This is a genomic window from Acidocella aluminiidurans, assembly GCF_055383125.1.
Window position 1 is genome coordinate 904,436 of sequence record NZ_AP031589.1, and the last position, 17,871, is coordinate 922,306.

Consider the following 17,871-nt stretch of genomic DNA (forward strand, 5'->3'; position numbering starts at 1 on the left):
ACGCGTTTACTTCGGCAGATGTTTCGCGATGTAGGGCGGCAGCCAGAAGCTCGCCACATGCACGCGCGGGCTCCAATATTCGCTCTTGCCGGCAATATCGCCCGCCGCCTCGGCGCGCTTGGCAATCTCGTCCACGCTCACCTCGGTCTGCGCCGGATTCTTGCCCGCCCAGCCCAGCGTCATATAGCCGCCTACATAGGTCGGCACCGCCGCCACATAAGCCGACACGAACGGGAAGAATTTCTTGCGCCGCACCGAGGTCTCATACAGCTCATCCGCCTGCATGAACGGCACGCCGCACTGATTCACAATCAGCCCGTCCTCGCGCAAAATCCGCGCCGCGTTCTCGTAAAACTCGTCCGTGAACAAAACCTCGCCCACGCCGATCGGATCGGTCGAATCCACAATGATCACATCGAAAGAGCCCGTCGGCGCCTTCTTCACATAATCAATGCCATCGCCGACAATCACTTCGCCACGCGGGTTGGTCCACGCATCGCCGCCAATGCCCGGCAGGAATTCCTTGGAGAGGCGAATCACCTCCCCATCAATCTCCGCCATCACCGCGCGCTCAACGCCCTTGTGCATCAGCACATGCTTCAACACACCACCATCGCCCGCACCAATAATCAGCACGTCCTTGGCATGGCCATGCGCCAGCAACGGCACATGCGTCAGCATCTCCTGATACACAAACTCATCGCGCTCAGTGATCTGAATCACGCCATCCAGCGTCAAAACCCGGCCATGACTCGTGGTCTCGAAAACCCCGATATCCTGAAACTCACTCTTCACCCGCGCCAACTCACGCACAGTCTTAAAGCGCTGCCCCCAATCCGGATACAACGTCTCATTCAACCAGGTCTCGGCCATCAAAGCGCTCCTTGTTCGTGTCAGTACCCAAGGGGGGCGCTGCCCCCCTTGACCCCCTGCTGGGGCCTGAGGCCCCAGACCCCCGCTACTGAGCGTACCGTGAGGGAGGGGTCACTCGCCCGTAAGGGCCAGGGTTTCAAGCATAACACCGGGAGGGCGAGTGACCCCTCCCTCACGGTACGCTTAACTAATAGGGGTTTGGGGCCTCAGGCCCCAACGGGGGTCCAGGGGGCAGAGCCCCCTGGGATCCTTACGCGATCAAGCCGCGCTTTTGCTCGTTGATCTGGATGTGCGACGGCGTGAAGGCTTCCTTGAGGAAGGGATCAGCTTGTAGGGGTCGCAGCAGCCGCACATGAACACGTCCAGAGCGGCGAAGTTACGTTCCGGCCAGCTATGGATGGAGATATGGCTTTCGGCCAGCACGACGACGCCGGAGACGCCGCCATTCGGCTCGAAATGGTGAAAATGGTGGTGCAGGATGGTGGCGCCGGCGGCGCGCGCGCCGTCGCACAGCGTCTGGTCGATCAGCTGCGGGCTATCCAGGTTGGATGCGCCCCACAGATCGATGATCAGGTGCATGCCGGCGTACTTCACGCCGTCTTTTTCGACGTAATAGTCCTTCTGTGCCTCGTCGGAGACCGTGGAAATCATCTGGTTTTCGCTCGGAGACTCCGAGACCATCCCCAGTTGGGCAAGTGCGTTCATTGCGAACCCCCTAACTAGTAGACAGCCTGTAGAACATGACACCGCGTCATGCCCCCCTGGGCCAGTGGGGGCGGCTTATGAGGCCATCCCCCCCTGGATGCAAGTGATATTTTGCCCCCAGACCCCAAAAAATTTAACCCCTGCCCCGCGTTGGCGGAGCAGGGGTTTTTCGTGAAAGACGCAAGCAGGAAACAAAGAAGTTTCCGTTACTCCGCCGCCTCCTGATAGGCCTCCAGCGCCGCGCAGGAGCAGACCAGGTTGCGGTCGCCATAGACGTTATCCACCCGCTTCACCGGCGGCCAGTATTTCTGCGCCGCCACGTAGGGCAGCGGGAAGGCGGCCACCTGCCGGGAATAGCCATGCGTCCAGTCCTGCGCCATCACCTCAGAGGCGGTGTGCGGCGCGTTCTTCAGCGGATTGTCATCCTTCGGCCAGGTGCCGGAGGCAATCAGCGCGATCTCACCGGCGATGCTCAGCATCGCGTCGCAGAACCGGTCCAGCTCGCCTTTATCCTCGCTCTCGGTTGGTTCGATCATCAGCGTGCCGGCGACCGGCCAGGACATTGTCGGGGCGTGGAAGCCGTAATCGGCCAGACGCTTGGCGATATCCTCCACCTGCACGCCGGAGGTCGCGGCAAAGCCACGGCAATCGACGATGCATTCATGCGCGACGCGCCCCTGCTCGCCCCGATACAGAATCGGATAAGCCTGGGAGAGCCGGGTGGCGATGTAGTTGGCGTTCAGGATCGCCGCCCGCGTCGCCTGGGTGATCCCCTCCGGCCCCATCAGCCGGATATAAGCGTAGGGGATGGGCAGGATCAGCGCCGAGCCGAATGGCGCCGCCGAGACCGGCCCAAACCCCGTTTCCGGCCCCGCATCGGCGCGCAGCGGGTGGGTGGGCAGATGCGGCGCCAGATGCGCCGCCACCCCGATCGGCCCCACGCCGGGCCCGCCGCCGCCATGCGGGATGCAGAAGGTCTTATGCAGGTTGAGATGGCAAACATCGGCGCCGATATTGGCCGGGCTGGTCAGCCCCACCTGCGCGTTCATGTTGGCGCCATCCATATAGACCTGCCCACCAGCCTCATGCACCGCCCGCACGATGTCGCGGATCGCGGTCTCGAACACGCCATGGGTGCTCGGATAGGTGATCATCAGCGCCGCGATGCGCGGGCCGTAGGCGGCGATCTTCGCCTGCATGTCGGCCAGTTCGACATTGCCGTGCTTGTCGCAGGCGGTCACCACAACCTTGTAGCCCGCCATGGCGGCGGAGGCCGGGTTGGTGCCGTGCGCCGAGGCCGGGATCAGGCAGATATCCCTGGCCCCCTCGCCGCGCGCCTCATGATAGGCGCGGATGGCAAGCAGCCCGGCATATTCGCCCTGCGCCCCGGAATTGGGCTGCAAGGACACCGCCGCGAAGCCCGTCACCTCGCACAAAAGCGCCGCCAGCTCGTCGATGAGCTGCTTGAAGCCCTGCGTCTGGCTTGCCGGCGCGAATGGATGCAGGCTGGCGAATTCCGGCCAGGTGATCGCCGCCATCTCCACCGCGGCGTTGAGTTTCATCGTGCAGGAGCCAAGCGGGATCATCGAGCGGTTGAGCGCGACATCCTTGTCCTCCAGCCGCTTCAGATAGCGCAGCATGGCGTGCTCGGAATGATGCGCGCTGAACACCTCCTCGGTGCAGAAGCGGCTCTTGCGCTCCAGCGCCGCCGGAATCGAGACCGCCGCCTCCCCCAGCGTGCCGCCGAACAGCCCGGCCAGCGCGTCCAGCGCGGATCGGGTGACGGTTTCATCCAGCGCGATGCCGATGCCCGTCGCATCGATCCGGCGCAGATTGAATCCGGCCGCCTCGGCCTTGTCCATCAGCGCCTGCGCCTGCCCGCCCGCCTCGATCGCCAGCGTGTCGAAGAACGCCGTGTGGCGCAGCGCGAAGCCAGCCTTGCCGACCACATCCGCCAGCAGCCGCGCCTGCAAATTCACCCGCCGCGCAATCGCCTTCAGCCCCTCCGGCCCGTGCCAGGCGGCATAGAACCCGGCCATCACCGCCAGCAGCACCTGCGCGGTGCAGATATTGCTGGTCGCCTTCTCGCGGCGGATATGCTGCTCGCGGGTCTGCAAGGCGAGACGCATCGCCGGCCGCCCGGCGGCATCCACCGAAACCCCGACCAATCGCCCCGGCATGGCGCGCTTGAACGCGTCGCGGGTGGCGAAATAGCCGGCATGCGGGCCGCCAAACCCCATCGGCACGCCAAAGCGCTGGGCGGAGCCGACGGTGATATCCGCCCCCATCTCGCCCGGCGGGGTCAGCAGCGTCAGCGCCAGCAGGTCGGCGCAGACGATGCTCATCGCCCCCACCGCCTTGCCCGCCGCGATCTCGCCGGAGAGATCCCGCACCTGCCCGGTGGACCCCGGATAATTCAGCACCAGCGCGAACGGCTTCGCCGCGCTGATCGCGTCCACATCCCCTGGCGCCACATCCAGAATCTCCCAGCCCAGCGGCCAGGCGCGGGTGGCGATCACGGCGCGGGTCTGCGGATGCACATCCTTCGCCACCGCGATCACCTTGCTGCCGGCCTTGTGCAGGGAGAAGGCCATCGCCACGCCCTCGGCGGCGGCGCTGGCCTCGTCCAGCAGCGAGGCATTGGCGATATCCAGCCCGGTCAGCGCGGCGATCATGGTCTGGAAGTTCAAAATCGCTTCCAGCCGGCCCTGGCTGATCTCCGCCTGATAGGGCGTATAGGCCGTGTACCAGCCCGGATTCTCCAGCACGTTGCGCTGGATCACCGGCGGGGTGACGGTGCCGTGATAGCCCATGCCGATCAGCGAATGCTTCACCACATTGCGGCTGGCGATCTGGCGCAGCCGGTTCAGCAGCGCCGCCTCATCCTCGGCGGCGGGCAGCGCCAGCGCGGCATTGGTGCGGATGCTCTCCGGAATGGTCTGGGCGATCAGCCCTTCCAGGCTCGGTGCCCCCACCGCCTTCAGCATCGCGCCAATCTGCGCCTCATCCGGCCCGATATGCCGGGCGACGAAGCTATCCGGCCGCTCCAGCGCGGCCAGTTCGGTCAATGCGTTCACGAAAGCGTCCCCAGAAATTCGTCGTACCCGGCGCGGTCCATCAGCTCGGTCAGCGCCGCCGGGTCCTGCAGGCGCAGCTTGAAGAACCAGCCCTCGCCCTCGGCGGCGCTGTTCACCTTGGCCGGCTCATCGACAATGCTCTGATTCACCTCCGCCACCGTGCCGGAGAACGGCGCATACACGTCGGAGGCCGCCTTCACGCTCTCCACCACCGCGCAGGCCTCGCCCTTGCCGACCGAGCGGCCCGGCTCCGGCAGCTCCACGAACACGATATCGCCCAGCGCCGCCTGCGCGTGGTCGGTGATGCCGATGGTGGCCAGCCCATCCGCCCCGACGGCGACCCACTCATGATCCTTGGAATAGAAAATCTGCGACATGAGCCTTACCTTTCAGCGGACATAGTTATGAGGAACGAAGGGCAGCCCTGTGACCTGCCCGGGAAGCGGCTTGTCGCGCACGATCAGGTCGAGCGCGGTGCCGGGTTCAGCCGCATCGGCGCGGACATAGCCGAGCGCGATCGGTGCATTGAGTGTGGGCGAAAACACGCCCGAGGTAACATGGCCGAGGCTCTGCCCGTCCTTGGCCCGGATCTCGGCGCCAGCCCGCGCCGGGGCGCGGCCCTCCAGCCGGATGCCGACCAGGCGCCGCGCCGGGCCATTGGCCTGCACTGTTTTCACCGCGCCAGCGCCCAGGAAATCCGCATGCTCCAGCCGCTTCTTCGAGAGCGCGAAGCCGAGCCCGGCGGAGACCGGGTCCGTCGTCTCGTCGATATCATTGCCATAGAGCGGCAGCCCGGCTTCCAGCCGCAGCGAATCCCGCGCCCCCAGCCCGGCCGGCACAGCACCGCGCGCCAGCAGCTTTTCCGCCAGCGCCTCGCCATTCTCGCCGGCGCAGCCGATCTCGAATCCATCCTCGCCGGTATAGCCGGAGCGGGTGACGATGCAGTCGATCCCCTCGACCGCCAGCGCCGCCACATCCATGAATTTCAGCCCCGCCGCCTCGGGCAGCACATCCTTGGCCTTCGGCCCCTGCAGGGCGAGCAGCGCGCGGTCGAACCTGGTCTGCACATCCAGCCCATTGCCGCGCAGATGCGCCACATCCGCCGCCTTGCGCCCGGCATTCAGCACCAGCTGGATATGCGCGCCGAGATTGGCCATCATCAAATCATCGAGAATGCCGCCTGCCTCATTCAGCAGCAGCGTATAACGCTGCCGCCCTGGCTTCAGCCCGGCGACATCGCCCGGCACGAAGCGGGCCAGCCCGGCCACATCGGCGATCTCCGCCTGCCCCATATGCGAAACATCGAACAACGCCGCACCGGTGCGGCAGGCCACATGTTCGGCGATGATGCCCTGATATTGCAGCGGCATATCGTAGCCGGCGAATTCCACCATGCGCGCGCCTAAACGGCGATGCAAAGCGTCCAAAGGAGTCTGGGCCAAAAGAAAAATCCCCCAAAAGTCAGTTCACCCGGCACGCGACGCGCCCCGGAAAATCTGACCCCCCTCTGTCCTGTGACCTGAGAGATTCGGGTGGTGAGACCCTTGACCCCGTCGGTGCGGCGGGGGCTCCCGCCGGCTTTCCAGAGTGTCCTTCCCCGCAAAACGGCGACCGATCCGCAGCCCTTTTGCCTGAGCGGTTCCGGGGGCCGGTTGCGCCTTCGGCGGCGGGGCAAGCCCCGCTCTCTCCTGCGTCCGCGTAAGGACGCTTCCCTTTTGCCCGAGGGTACGTATTTTGCAAAGCTGAATCTGCCCCTTACGCGCAAAAACCAGATCGAGGCCCCGCATGCTAGACGCCGACCAGACCGCCCCCGCCCTCGCGGTGGAGAATATCCATAAATCCTTCGGGTCGGTGGAGGTGCTCAAGGGCGTGTCCCTGTCGGCGCGCGACCAGGATGTCATCGCCATTCTCGGCTCCTCCGGCTCGGGCAAGAGCACCTTCCTGCGCTGCATCAACATGCTGGAAATGCCCGACCAGGGCAGTGTCGCGATCAAGGGCGAGACCATCGCGATGACGCACGGCAAGGGCGGCCGCGCCTGTGCCGACCCGAAACAGCTGGAACGGCTGCGCGCCCGGCTCTCCATGGTGTTCCAGCAATTCAATCTCTGGGGCCATATGAACGTGCTGCAAAACGTCATGGAAGCGCCGGTGCATGTGCTCAAGCAGGACAAGAAGACCGCCCGCGCCAAGGCCGAGGCGATGCTGGAGAAGGTCGGCCTCTCCGCCAAGCTGGATGCTTTTCCCGCCCAGCTCTCCGGCGGCCAGCAGCAGCGCGTCGCCATCGCCCGGGCACTTGCCATGGAGCCGGACGTGCTGCTGTTCGATGAGCCGACCTCGGCGCTGGACCCGGAACTGGTCGGCGAGGTGCTGAAAGTGATGCGCGACCTCGCCAAGGAAGGCCGCACCATGCTCGTCGTCACCCATGAGATGGGCTTCGCCCGCGAGGTCGCGAGCCGGGTGATGTTCCTGCATAAAGGCCAGACCGAGGAGGAAGGCGCGCCGCACGAGATGTTCGCCGCCCCGAAGACCGAGCGCTTCCGGCAATTTCTGTCGAGCACATTGAAACATTGATAGAATTGATGGGATTGCAGGAAGCCCCTGGCTCTCCCACATGAGAGATCCATAACGGCCGGATTTCGCTTGCTCCCTATGCTCTCCATCAAATCTCCGCCCTCTTCCCAAGCGCAGGCCGCCGTTTTGCTTGTGGAAGACGAGCCGGTTATCCGGCTGCTTCTGGCGGAAGCGCTGCGCAATGAGGGCTTGCGCGTGATCGAGGCGAGCAACGCCGACGATGCCTGGACCTATCTGCAAGCCGGCGGCGACGCGGATCTGGTGTTTTCGGACATCACCATGCCGGGCTCGATCAACGGGCTGGAGCTGATGCGCCGCATCGCCACCGCCTACCCCGAACTCAAACGCATCATCACCTCCGCCAATCCGGGCCGGGAGAATGTTTCGGCGCTGGGCCTGTTCCTGGCCAAGCCCTACCGGCTGGAGACGGCGGCGAAGGCGACATTGGACCTGCTGGGACGGGAGGCGAAATGAGCGAGACGGAAGAGCTGTTACGGGTTCTGCTGGTGGAACCCGACGTGCTGGTGCGCCATACGGTGGCGGAATATCTGCGCGAATGCGGCTATCACGTCGCCGAGGCGGCCGGGCTGGAGGAGGCGCGGCATCTGCTGGACTCCGGCAAGGTGCGGGTGGATGTGCTGTTCTCCCGCGGCGAGGTCGGCTTTGCCGCGGCGCGCCTGGCCCGCGAGGCCTTCCCGGATCTGGACGTGGTGCTGAGCGCCGGCCTGGCCAGCACCGCCGCCAAGGCGCATGATCTGTGCGAGATGGGGCCGGAAGAAAACCCGCCTTACGATCATCAATATCTGCTGGAGCAGATCAAGCGGCTCACCGCCCGTCGGCACGGCGGCTAGACACACGGAAAACTGGCACCTCCCGCAGCCCCGGCCTTGCAAGGCCGGGGCGTTGTTAAATCAAGGTTTGTCTCCTTATCTTAGGGCTAGGTTGCATTACCTTCGAGTCAGGGACGAGCATGGCAGACGACCCGTATAAAATTCTCGGTGTAAAGAAAGAGGCCAGCGCGGACGAAATTCGTTCCGCCTATCGCAAGCTGGCGAAAAAACACCACCCGGATCTCAACCCCGGCAACAAGGCGGCGGAAGAGACCTTCAAATCCATCTCCGGCGCCTATGACCTGCTGAGCGACGCCGAGAAGCGCGGCAAATATGATCGCGGCGAGATCGACGCCTCGGGCGCGGAACGCCCGCAGGCGCAGAGCTGGCGCCATTATGCCGAGGCCGGGCCGGGCGAGCGTTATGCCTATTCCGGCGGCGGTGGCGCGGATTTCGAGGATCTGTTCGGCAACATCTTCAACCAGCGCCCGCGCGGCCCGGCCAAGGGGCGGGACCGGCAATATAGCCTGGAAATCGGCTTCCTGGAGGCGGTGAGCGGCGCCACCAGGCGCATCACCCTGCCCGATGGCGGCACGCTGGATGTGAAAATCCCCCCCGGCACCGAGGAAGGGGATATTCTGCGCCTGCGCGGCAAGGGCGATCCCGGCGCCAAGGGCGGGCCGGATGGCGATGCGCTGATCGAAATCCATGTCGCCCCGCATAAATTCTACCGCCGCATGGGCCGCAACATCCATATGGAAGTGCCGGTCTCGATGAAGGAGGCGGTGCTGGGCGCGAAGATCACCCTGCCCACCCCGGCCGGCGACGTGGCGATGACGATCCGCCCCGGCACCGAGAGCGGCACCGAGATGCGCCTGCGCGGGCGCGGCGTGCCGGCGCATGGCAAGCACGAGGCGGGGGATTTGCATGTGAAGCTGAACGTCGTCATCGGCCCGGCCGACGCGGCGTTGAAGACATTCCTGGAAGGCTGGGCGCAGCCTGGCTTCAACCCAAGGGAGGGGCTGAAATGATGGATTTCGAGTCTCTGCATATTGCCGGGCTGGACGAGGCGGAGCTGGGCGGCTGGATTGAGGCCTCCTGGGTGCGCGCCTCGGGCACGGCCGGGGCCTGGCGGTTCGAGGCGGTGGATGTAGCGCGAATCAGGCTGATTCATACGCTGCGGCATGAGCTGGAGATTGGCGAGGACGCGGTGCCGGTGGTGCTGTCGCTGCTGGACCAGCTTTACGAATTGCGGCGCAACGCGGCGAAGCTGAACGCGGCGCTGACGAGCCTGCCGCCCGAAGCCCGCGCGGCGGTGCTAAAACACTTAGAGGAATAAAAGTTTTTTGGGGCCGACCCTTTTTTGAAAAAAAGGGTCGGAAACGTTTGGGGCGTTGGCAATGTCGTTACCAACGCCCCAAACGCTTTTCTCAAAATTGGGCGGCCCGATTCAGACGATGCGGCTGCGCCGCCTCGTCATCGGGACGCCAAAAACTTTTACACCGAAAAATACTTCGCGTGGCTGTTCAGCACCACAATCGCGCTGGTGCTCTGTTCCGGATGCAGCTGATGCTCGTCCGACAGCGAAATCCCAATCCGCTCCGCCCCCAACAGCCGCAGAAGCTGCTCCTGGTCCTCCAGCTTCGGACAGGCCGGATAGCCGAAGCTGTAGCGTGAGCCGCGATAGCCCTGCCCCAGCATCTTCTCCATCTCCCGGTCATCCTCCGCCGCGAAGCCCAGTTCGGCGCGGATGCGCTTATGGGTGTACTCCGCCAGCGCCTCCGCCATCTCCACCGAAACGCCGTGCAGATAGAGATAATCCTGGTAGCGATTGCCCTCGAACCATTCCCGCGCCACCTCGGAGGCCTTCTGCCCCATGGTCACCGCCTGCAGCCCGATCACGCCGCGCCCATCCTCCACATCGGGGAAGAAATCCGCGATGCATTCGCCATCCTGCTTGGGCTGGCGCGGCAGCGCGAAGCGGGCAACTTCCGTGGTGCCGTCTTCATCGAACAGGATCAGATCATTCCCCTGCCCCGCCGCCTTCCAATAGCCATACACCGCCTGCGGATGCAGAATATGTTCCGCCTCGCAGAGATCGAGCATGCGCTTCATCACCGGCCGCAGCTCCTGGCGGGCCCAGCCCATGAAATCCTCCAGGCTCTTGCCCTGCTTGCGAAAGCCCCATTGGAACTGGAACAAAGAACGCTCATTCAGGAACGGCACCACCGCCTTCGGCGCCGCCTCCAGCATTTTCGCGCCCCAGAAGGGCGGCACCAATGGCGGCTGGTCCGCGTTCAGGCGGCGGCGGCGGGCCTGCACCTCCTTCACATCCACCGGCGCGAAGGCGCTTGCCTCCGCCTGGCCCAGCGTGCGCTTGGTGTTGCGGGCCTTGCCGGCGCGCTTGGCCTGGATGGCGGCGAGGTAATCGTCGAAATCATTCCCCGTCACCTTGTCCATCAGATGCAGCCCGTCGAACGCATCGCGCGCATAGGCGACACGCCCCGAGGCATAGGAAGCGGCGCAGTCCTCCTCCACATAATTGCGCGTCAGCGCCGCCCCGCCCAGCATCACCGGAATATCCAGCCCCTGGCGGGACATCTCTTCCAGATTTTCCCGCATCACCACGGTGGATTTCACCAACAGGCCAGACATGCCGATGGCATGGGCCTTATGCTCCTTCGCCGCCGCCACCATCTCCGCCAGCGGCACCTTGATGCCGAGATTGACGACCTTGTAGCCGTTATTGGTGAGGATGATATCGACCAGGTTCTTGCCGATATCATGCACATCGCCCTTCACCGTGGCGAGCACGATGATCCCGCGCTCCTCGCCCTCGACGCGCTCCATCATCGGCTCCAGATAGGCCACCGCGGCCTTCATCGTCTCGGCCGATTGCAGCACGAAGGGCAGCTGCATCTTGCCGGCGCCAAACAGCTCGCCCACCACCTTCATCCCATCCAGCAGGATGTTGTTGATGATCTCCAGCGGCTTGTGGGTCTTCAGCGCCTCGTCCAGATCCTCGGTCAGCCCCTTGCGGTCGCCATCGACAATGCGGTCCTTCAGCCGCCCCTCCGGGGTCTCGGCACGTTTCTTCTTGGTGGCGTCCGCCGCCTTGCGGTCCGCGAACATCTCCAGCAGCTTCTGCAGCGGGTCGTACCCCTCTTCGCGACGATCGAAAATCAGATCCTCGCACACCTTCACCTCGGCCGGGTCGATCATATGCAGCGGCCGGATTTTCGAGACATGCACGATCGCCCCGGTCATGCCGGCCTTCACCGCATGGTCCAGGAATACCGAGTTCAGCACCGCCCGCGCGGCCGGGTTGAGGCCGAAGGAGATGTTGGAGAGGCCGAGAATGATCTGAATGTCGGGGAATTTGTCCCGGATCAGCTTGATGCCTTCCAGCGTCCATTGCCCCAGCTTGCGGTCATCCTCATTGCCGGTGGCGATGGTGAAGGTCAGCGGGTCGATCATCAGATCGGACTGCGGCAGCCCGTACTGGTCGCAGGCAAACGCCACCAGCCGCTCGGCGATGCGCAGCTTGTCCGCCGGCTCCTTGGCCATGCCGACCTCATCGATGGTCAGCGCGATCATCGCCGCGCCGAATTTCTTCGCCAGCTTCATGCGCTCATGCGCATGGCCCTCGCCATCCTCGAAATTGATCGAGTTGATGATCGGCTTGCCGCCATGCCGCTTCAGCGCCGCCTCGATCACCGGCGTCTCGGTGGAATCGATCACCAGAGGCGCATTCACCGAGGAGGTGAAGCGGGTAATCACCTCGTTCATTTCCGCAATCTCGTCGCGCCCGACGAAGGCGGTGCAGATATCCAGCGCGTTGGAGGCTTCCGCCACCTGCTCGCGGCCCATGGCGACACAGCCATCCCAGTCGCCCGCCTCCTGCAGCTCGCGCCATTTCTTCGAGCCATTGGCGTTGCAGCGCTCGCCGATGGAGAAATAGGCATTCTCCTGGCGCAGCGGCACCGCGCCATAAAGGCTGGCGACGGAGGGCACCCAATGGAATTTGCGCTTGACCGGCGCCGGGCGCGGATTGCCCAGCTTCTTCAACATCCCGTCCAGCGCCTGGATATGCGGGATGGAAGTGCCACAGCAGCCGCCGATCAGGTTCACCCCGTCCTCGACCACGAAACGCTCCACCCAGCTCGCCATCTCCGCCCCGCTCAGCGGGTAATGGGTCTGGCCGTCCACCAGCTCGGGCAGGCCGGCATTCGGCTGCACGGAAATCTTGCCGGGCCAGTTCTGGGAGAGATAGCGCACATGCTCGGCCATCTCCTGCGGGCCGGTGGCGCAGTTCAGCCCGATCAGCGGCACATCCAGCGCGTGGATCACGGTGGCGGCGGCGGCGATGTCGGGCCCCACCAGCAGCGTGCCGGTGGTCTCCACCGTCACCTGCACGAAAATCGGCGTATCCTTGCCGGCTTCGGCAATGGCGCGCTTGGCGCCGTTCACCGCCGCCTTGATCTGGAGCGTGTCCTGGCAGGTCTCGATCAGCAGCGCATCCACCCCGCCGGCCAGCAGCCCGACGCACTGGGCGTAGAGCGCCTCCTCCAGCGGGTCATAGGCGATATTGCCCAGGCTCGGCAGCTTGGTCCCCGGCCCGATCGAGCCGACCACCCAGCGCTGCCGGCCATCGGCGAAGCTCTCGGCGGCCTCGCGCGCCAGCTCGCCGGCGATCTTGTTGATCTCGAAGGCGCGGTCCTGCAGCTCGAACTCCGCCAGCGTGATCGGCGAGCCACCGAAGGAATTGGTCTGCACCATGTCCGAGCCGGCCTCGAAATAGCCGCGATGGATCTCGCGCACGAGGTCCGGGCGGGACAGGTTCAGCACTTCCGTGCAGTTTTCCTTGTCCCAGAAATCCTTCTCGATATCGAGGGTGAGCGCCTGCACGCGCGAGCCCATGCCGCCATCGCAGAGCAGAACGTTACGGGAGAGGGCTTCGAGCAGATGTGGACGCTTTGACATGCTTGCCAAATAGCCCCCCGCACCCCCATTTCCAAGTCATGGAAAAAGATGGCCGCATTCCGGTTTATATAGGGGGCACGCCCGGCCCACAGGACGCGGTGCTGGTGGAGGATGGCCACGCCATGCCGCCGGCCGGCCATGCCATACGCTTCACCGCCCCGCGCTTTGGCCACCAGCCTGGCTGCTTCTGCTGCACCGCGCGCGGCCCGGCGGCCAATGCCTTCTCCGCCTTGTACCGGGACCGGGCGATGGGGGCGGCGCCTTATTTCGAGCGTGTGCTGATTCTGGCCTCGCGGCAGGGCGAGGCGGACATCAAGGCGGCGCTGGAGCAGGATGCGGTCACGAAAGCGCGGTTTCGGTTGGGGTGAGACAAAGCCCGGACACCCCGCCAGGGGGCGTTCCGGGCTTTTGGCCGAAGGGGGATTTTTGCCCCCCTTAAACCCTCAAAAAGCTTTACGCCGTGTGGAAGCCGCCGGCGAGCCAGATGATCAGCAGCACGATGATGATCAGCCCCAGCACCCCGCCCGACCCGCGCCCGCCATAAGAGCGATGCGCGTAATAGCCGCCACCGCCGCCAAACAGCAGCACCAGCAGAATGATGATCAGAATCAAACCCATGACAATCCTCCGATAACGAAGCCGAAATCTGGAAAGGACATAGGGATGCGCCGCGCCGGGGCCGCATGAGACGTTCATGAAATCCCCGAAAGCCGGCTCAAGCCCCGGAAAAAGCTGGGCTGCCCCTCGGCTGGCGAATTGTCCGGCGCGCCGGTTGGGTCTAAGAGCCGGGGCGCAAGGTATTTATCAGCGCTTGGAGAGGGAAAAATGGCCGAAGCTTTCGACGTTATCGTGATCGGGTCCGGGCCGGGCGGCTATGTCTGCGCCATTCGCGCGGCACAGCTCGGCTTCAAGGTAGCCTGCGTCGAGAAGCGCGCCACGCTGGGCGGCACCTGCCTGAATATCGGCTGCATCCCCTCCAAGGCGCTGCTGCAATCCTCCGAGAATTTCCACGAGGCGGCGCATGGCTTCGCCGATCACGGCATCCAGATCGAGGGCGTGAAGCTGGATCTGGCCAAGATGCAGGCCCGCAAGGGCGAGGTGGTGAACCAGAACACCAAGGGCATCGAGTTCCTGTTCAAGAAGAACAAGATCACCTGGATCAAGGGTGCCGCCAAGTTCACCGGCAAGACCGAAATCGAGGTCGAGAGCAAGGGCTACACCGCCAAGCATATCGTCATCGCCACCGGCTCCGATTCCACCCCGCTGAAGGGGGTCGAGGTCGATGAGAAGCGCATCGTCACCTCCACCGGCGCGCTGGAGCTGGACAAGGTGCCGGGCCATCTGGTGGTCATTGGCGGCGGCGTGATCGGCCTCGAGATGGGCTCGGTCTGGCGCCGCCTGGGCGCGGAAGTCACCGTCATCGAGTTCCTGGAAAAGATCACCCCGACCATGGATGGCGAGATCTCCAAGAGCTTCCAGCAGATCCTGACCAAGCAGGGCTTCAAGTTCGAGCTGGGCCAGAAGGTCACCTCCGCCAAGGTCGAGGGCGAGAAGGTCACCCTCACCGTCGAGCCGGCCAAGGGCGGCGAGGCCAAGACCATCACCGCCGATGTGGTGCTGCTGGCCATCGGCCGCTACGCCTACACCGCCGGGCTGAACCTGGAGGCCGCCGGGGTTGAGACCGACGAGCGCGGCCGGGTGAAGATCGGCAAGCATTTCGAAACCAACGTGCCGGGCGTGTACGCCATCGGCGACGTGGTGGCCGGCGCGATGCTGGCCCACAAGGCCGAGGAAGAGGGCGTCGCTTTGGCCGAGATCCTGGCCGGCCAGCATGGCCATGTGAATTACGGCGCCATCCCCAGCGTCGTTTACACCTGGCCGGAAGTCGCCTCCGTTGGGCAGACCGAGGAAGAGCTGAAGGCCGCCGGTGTGGCCTATAAGGTCGGCAAATTCCCCTTCATGGCCAATGGCCGCGCCCGCGCCATGGGCGCCACGGAAGGCTTCGTGAAGCTGCTGGCCGACAAGACCACCGACCAGCTGCTCGGCGCCCACATCATCGGGCCGGATGCGGGCGGGCTGATCGCCGAATGCACCATGGGCATCGAATTCGGCGCCTCCGCCGAGGACGTGGCCCGCACCTGCCACGCCCATCCGACCCTGGCCGAAGTGGTGAAGGAAGCCGCCCTGGCCGTGGACGGACGGCCGATCCATATCTGATCGCGCCATGATCCGCCTCGGCGTCAATATCGATCATGTCGCCACGCTCAGAAATGCGCGTGGCGGCAACCATCCCGATCCGCTGACGGTGGCCAAGGCGCTGGTCGGCTCGGGCATGGATGGCATCACCATCCATCTGCGCGAGGATCGGCGCCATATTCGCGACGCCGATGCCGAGGCGATCTGCGCCTGGGCCGGCAAGCCGGTAAATTTCGAGATGGCGGCGACGAACGAGATGGTCGCCATCGCCACCCGGCTGAAGCCGCATGGCTGCTGCATCGTGCCTGAGCGCCGGGCCGAGATCACCACCGAGGGCGGGCTGGACGTGTTCAATCAGCGCGAGGCGCTGCGCCCCGCCATCGCCCGGCTGAAGGATGCGGGCATCCGCGTCTCTTTGTTCGTGGACCCGGACGAGGCCCAGATCCACGCCGCCGCCGAGGTTGGCGCGCAGGTGGTGGAGCTGCATACCGGCGCCTATGCCAATGGCAAATTGGGCGAGTTGGACCGGCTGCGCGAGGCGGCGAGCCTGACCACCAAGGCCGGGCTGGAATGCCATGCCGGCCACGGGCTGACCTTCGCCAATGTCTCACCCGTCGCCGCCCTGCCGGAAGTGACCGAGCTGAATATCGGCCATTTCCTCATCGGCGAAGCGCTGCTGATCGGCCTGCCCGCGGCGATCGCCGAAATGAAGCGCCTGATGATCGAAGCCCGCGTAAAATAAAAGTTTTTTGGCGGAGGCGGCAAAGGTTCCGCCGCTGCTTTAGCAGCGGTGGAAAGCCGCCGGAGGCGCCGCTTTTTTACAAAAAAGCGGCGAAAACGCCGGGGCGTATGCACCGCCGTTGCCAAAGCCCCAAACGTTTTGCGGCCCTTTTTGAAAAAAGGGCCGCCCCCCAAAAACTTTTGATCCGCTGCGCGGCTTTGGCTTCGCCTTTGCATTTTGGCGCCGCCACAACACATTAAATACATGACCGCGAATAAAGAAATCGTCGCCGGGGATATCGGCGGCACCAATGCGCGCTTCTGTCTGGCGCGGATCGAACAGGGCCGGGTGGTTGCGTTGGGTGAAACCGTGCAGATCCAGACCCGCGATGTCGGCGGCTTCGCCGAGGCCTGGGGGATTTTCGCCCGCGAAACCGGCAGGCCCCTGCCGCGCGAGGCCGCCATCGCCATTGCCTGCCCGGTGCAGGGCGAGGTGCTGAAACTCACCAACACCCATTGGAGCATCCGCCCGGCGGCGCTGAAAGCCCAGCTCGGGCTGGAGCGGCTGGATTTCATCAATGATTTCGGGGCGGTCGGCCATAGCCTGTCACAATTGCAAGAGACGGATTACGTGCATCTCGCCGGCCCACCCGGCCTGCTGCCGGCCCAGGGGACGATCACCATCGTCGGCCCCGGCACCGGGCTGGGCGTCGCCCAGGTGTTGCGCACCGCCACCCATGCCCATGTGCTGGAATGCGAAGGCGGCCATATCAGCTTTGCCCCCTTGGACGAGTTCGAGGACGAGCTGCTGGCCAGGCTGCGCGCCCGGCACGGGCGGGTCTCCGCCGAACGCGTCGTCTCCGGTCCGGGGCTGCGCGCCATCCATGAAACCCTGGCCGCCGCCCGCAACCTGCCCGCTTATCCAGGCCCGGACGCCGCCCTTTGGCAAAGCGGCATTGACGGGCAAGATGAAATCGCCATGGAAGCGATTTCACGCTTCGGCGCGGCGCTGGGCGCGGTCGCGGGGGACTACGCCCTGGCCCATGGCGCCAGCGCGGTTGTAATCGCTGGCGGAATCATTCCGAGACTGTTACATATATTGCCAAGAACAGGCTTCGTGCATCGTTTCTTGGATAAGGGTCGGTTTCAACCTCTAATGGCACGGCTTCCGGTAAAGCTGATCGTGCATGCCTGCCCGGGTTTGCTGGGAGCCGCCTCAACCGCCGCCTAAATGCCGCACCACAGAGTTGTTCAATGATTTGTGATGCAACGTAAGAGTTGTTTTTTTTAAGTGGATGATGCTAACTGACCTAACCCGATAAGAAAATTGTATCAATTTTTCTACAAACAGGATACTCAGTCATGGATATCGGCATTGGTGGCAAAAGCCCATTCACTTGCGAGACGATGCATAATCCAGGCTTCATGATCCGACGTCTGCACCAGATCTACGTCGCCCTGTTCGCCGATGAGACGATGGGGCTGGAGATCACCCCGGTGCAGCTCAGCGTGCTGCGCGCGATTTCTAACCAGGCCGGGCGGGACCAGTCCGCCATCGCCGAGGAAATCGGTGTCGATCGCGCGACCCTCGCCAGCGTTGCCGCGCGGCTGGAAAGCGGCGGGTTGATCCGCCGGGCGATCAGCCGGCGCGACCAGCGCCAAAAGCTGCTGCACCTCACCGCCAAGGGCAAGGCCGCCCTCACCCGCATGCAGGCCCCGATGGCGCGCGCCAATGAGCGCATTCTGGCCCCTTTGGACGAGGCGGAGCAGGAATTATTCCTCTCGCTGCTGGCTCATCTGGTCGATGGCGGCAATGAACATGCCCGCGCCAAGCTGAAGCTGCAATTCGGAAAAGACTTCAGCCACGGCCCGACCTGAAAAAAGCTTCACCCACACCCCGATGTATCCGGCTCTGT

16 protein-coding genes, 1 pseudogene and 2 riboswitches are annotated in these 17,871 nt (G+C 64.4%); of the genes and pseudogenes, 10 read left to right on the top strand and 7 right to left on the bottom strand.

Translation table 11 applies throughout. From position 1 onward, the window contains the following. Positions 1-6: 6 nt before the first annotated feature. The 5 genes and pseudogenes from speE to gcvT form a co-directional block, all read right to left on the bottom strand. Positions 7-873: a polyamine aminopropyltransferase gene (gene speE / locus ACZ46S_RS04650; protein WP_295738421.1), complete on the bottom strand. Its 867-nt coding sequence runs from the start codon at positions 871-873 to the stop codon at positions 7-9. Between the two features lie 250 nt (positions 874-1,123). Further along, a pseudogene (speD, locus tag ACZ46S_RS04655) lies at positions 1,124-1,578 on the bottom strand (adenosylmethionine decarboxylase). A gap of 206 nt (positions 1,579-1,784) precedes the next feature. Beyond that, positions 1,785-4,655 carry an aminomethyl-transferring glycine dehydrogenase gene (gene gcvP / locus ACZ46S_RS04660; protein WP_464063557.1) on the bottom strand — a complete coding sequence of 957 codons (2,871 nt, stop codon included), beginning with the start codon at positions 4,653-4,655 and terminating at the stop codon, positions 1,785-1,787. Further along, positions 4,652-5,032: a glycine cleavage system protein GcvH gene (gcvH, locus tag ACZ46S_RS04665; protein WP_464063558.1), complete on the bottom strand. Its 381-nt coding sequence runs from the start codon at positions 5,030-5,032 to the stop codon at positions 4,652-4,654. The genes gcvP and gcvH overlap by 4 nt, the downstream gene beginning before the upstream one ends. Positions 5,033-5,044: 12 nt before the next feature. After that, positions 5,045-6,106: a glycine cleavage system aminomethyltransferase GcvT gene (gene gcvT, locus ACZ46S_RS04670; protein ID WP_464064326.1), complete on the bottom strand. Its 1,062-nt coding sequence runs from the start codon at positions 6,104-6,106 to the stop codon at positions 5,045-5,047. Positions 6,107-6,152: 46 nt separating this feature from the next. Then, a riboswitch (glycine riboswitch) is annotated at positions 6,153-6,251 on the bottom strand. Between the two features lie 13 nt (positions 6,252-6,264). Continuing rightward, a riboswitch (glycine riboswitch) is annotated at positions 6,265-6,356 on the bottom strand. A gap of 84 nt (positions 6,357-6,440) precedes the next feature. On the opposite strand from gcvT, the gene ACZ46S_RS04675 reads away from it, so the two are divergent. The 5 genes from ACZ46S_RS04675 to ACZ46S_RS04695 all read left to right on the top strand — a co-directional run bounded on the left by ACZ46S_RS04675 (position 6,441) and on the right by ACZ46S_RS04695 (position 9,395). Beyond that, positions 6,441-7,226, top strand: coding sequence for an ABC transporter ATP-binding protein (locus ACZ46S_RS04675; RefSeq protein ID WP_295738411.1), 786 nt, complete (start codon positions 6,441-6,443; stop codon positions 7,224-7,226). Positions 7,227-7,358: 132 nt separating this feature from the next. Next, the gene (locus tag ACZ46S_RS04680; protein WP_205619739.1) at positions 7,359-7,700 is read left to right on the top strand and encodes a response regulator; all 342 of its coding nucleotides are present in this window, start codon (positions 7,359-7,361) and stop codon (positions 7,698-7,700) included. Continuing rightward, complete coding sequence (locus ACZ46S_RS04685) at positions 7,697-8,077, top strand: hypothetical protein (RefSeq protein WP_464063559.1); 381 nt, start codon at positions 7,697-7,699, stop codon at positions 8,075-8,077. The genes ACZ46S_RS04680 and ACZ46S_RS04685 overlap by 4 nt, the downstream gene beginning before the upstream one ends. A 119-nt stretch (positions 8,078-8,196) precedes the next feature. After that, positions 8,197-9,087: a DnaJ C-terminal domain-containing protein gene (locus ACZ46S_RS04690; protein WP_464063560.1), complete on the top strand. Its 891-nt coding sequence runs from the start codon at positions 8,197-8,199 to the stop codon at positions 9,085-9,087. After that, positions 9,084-9,395, top strand: coding sequence for a chaperone modulator CbpM (locus ACZ46S_RS04695; protein WP_464063561.1), 312 nt, complete (start codon positions 9,084-9,086; stop codon positions 9,393-9,395). Before ACZ46S_RS04690 ends, ACZ46S_RS04695 begins: the two co-directional genes overlap by 4 nt. A 158-nt stretch (positions 9,396-9,553) precedes the next feature. On the opposite strand, the gene metH is transcribed toward ACZ46S_RS04695, so the two are convergent. After that, positions 9,554-13,039 carry a methionine synthase gene (gene metH, locus ACZ46S_RS04700; protein ID WP_464063562.1) on the bottom strand — a complete coding sequence of 1,162 codons (3,486 nt, stop codon included), beginning with the start codon at positions 13,037-13,039 and terminating at the stop codon, positions 9,554-9,556. Between the two features lie 38 nt (positions 13,040-13,077). On the opposite strand from metH, the gene ACZ46S_RS04705 reads away from it, so the two are divergent. After that, positions 13,078-13,407 carry a P-loop NTPase family protein gene (locus tag ACZ46S_RS04705; protein ID WP_295738399.1) on the top strand — a complete coding sequence of 110 codons (330 nt, stop codon included), beginning with the start codon at positions 13,078-13,080 and terminating at the stop codon, positions 13,405-13,407. An 85-nt stretch (positions 13,408-13,492) separates the two neighbouring features. Here the strand turns inward: ACZ46S_RS04705 and ACZ46S_RS04710 are convergent, their stop codons facing one another. Next, positions 13,493-13,657 (bottom strand): DUF3309 family protein, encoded by a 165-nt coding sequence (locus ACZ46S_RS04710; RefSeq protein WP_008493342.1) that lies wholly within the window; start codon positions 13,655-13,657, stop codon positions 13,493-13,495. Positions 13,658-13,864: 207 nt separating this feature from the next. On the opposite strand from ACZ46S_RS04710, the gene lpdA reads away from it, so the two are divergent. The 4 genes from lpdA to ACZ46S_RS04730 all read left to right on the top strand — a co-directional run bounded on the left by lpdA (position 13,865) and on the right by ACZ46S_RS04730 (position 17,833). After that, positions 13,865-15,256: a dihydrolipoyl dehydrogenase gene (gene lpdA, locus ACZ46S_RS04715; RefSeq protein WP_464063563.1), complete on the top strand. Its 1,392-nt coding sequence runs from the start codon at positions 13,865-13,867 to the stop codon at positions 15,254-15,256. Between the two features lie 7 nt (positions 15,257-15,263). Further along, a complete protein-coding gene (locus tag ACZ46S_RS04720; RefSeq protein ID WP_464063564.1) occupies positions 15,264-15,977 on the top strand; it encodes a pyridoxine 5'-phosphate synthase in 714 nt (237 codons plus the stop codon). 243 nt (positions 15,978-16,220) lie between these two features. Then, complete coding sequence (gene glk / locus ACZ46S_RS04725; protein ID WP_464063565.1) at positions 16,221-17,186, top strand: glucokinase; 966 nt, start codon at positions 16,221-16,223, stop codon at positions 17,184-17,186. A 194-nt stretch (positions 17,187-17,380) separates the two neighbouring features. Then, positions 17,381-17,833 carry a MarR family winged helix-turn-helix transcriptional regulator gene (locus ACZ46S_RS04730; protein WP_464063566.1) on the top strand — a complete coding sequence of 151 codons (453 nt, stop codon included), beginning with the start codon at positions 17,381-17,383 and terminating at the stop codon, positions 17,831-17,833. Positions 17,834-17,871: the final 38 nt, after the last annotated feature.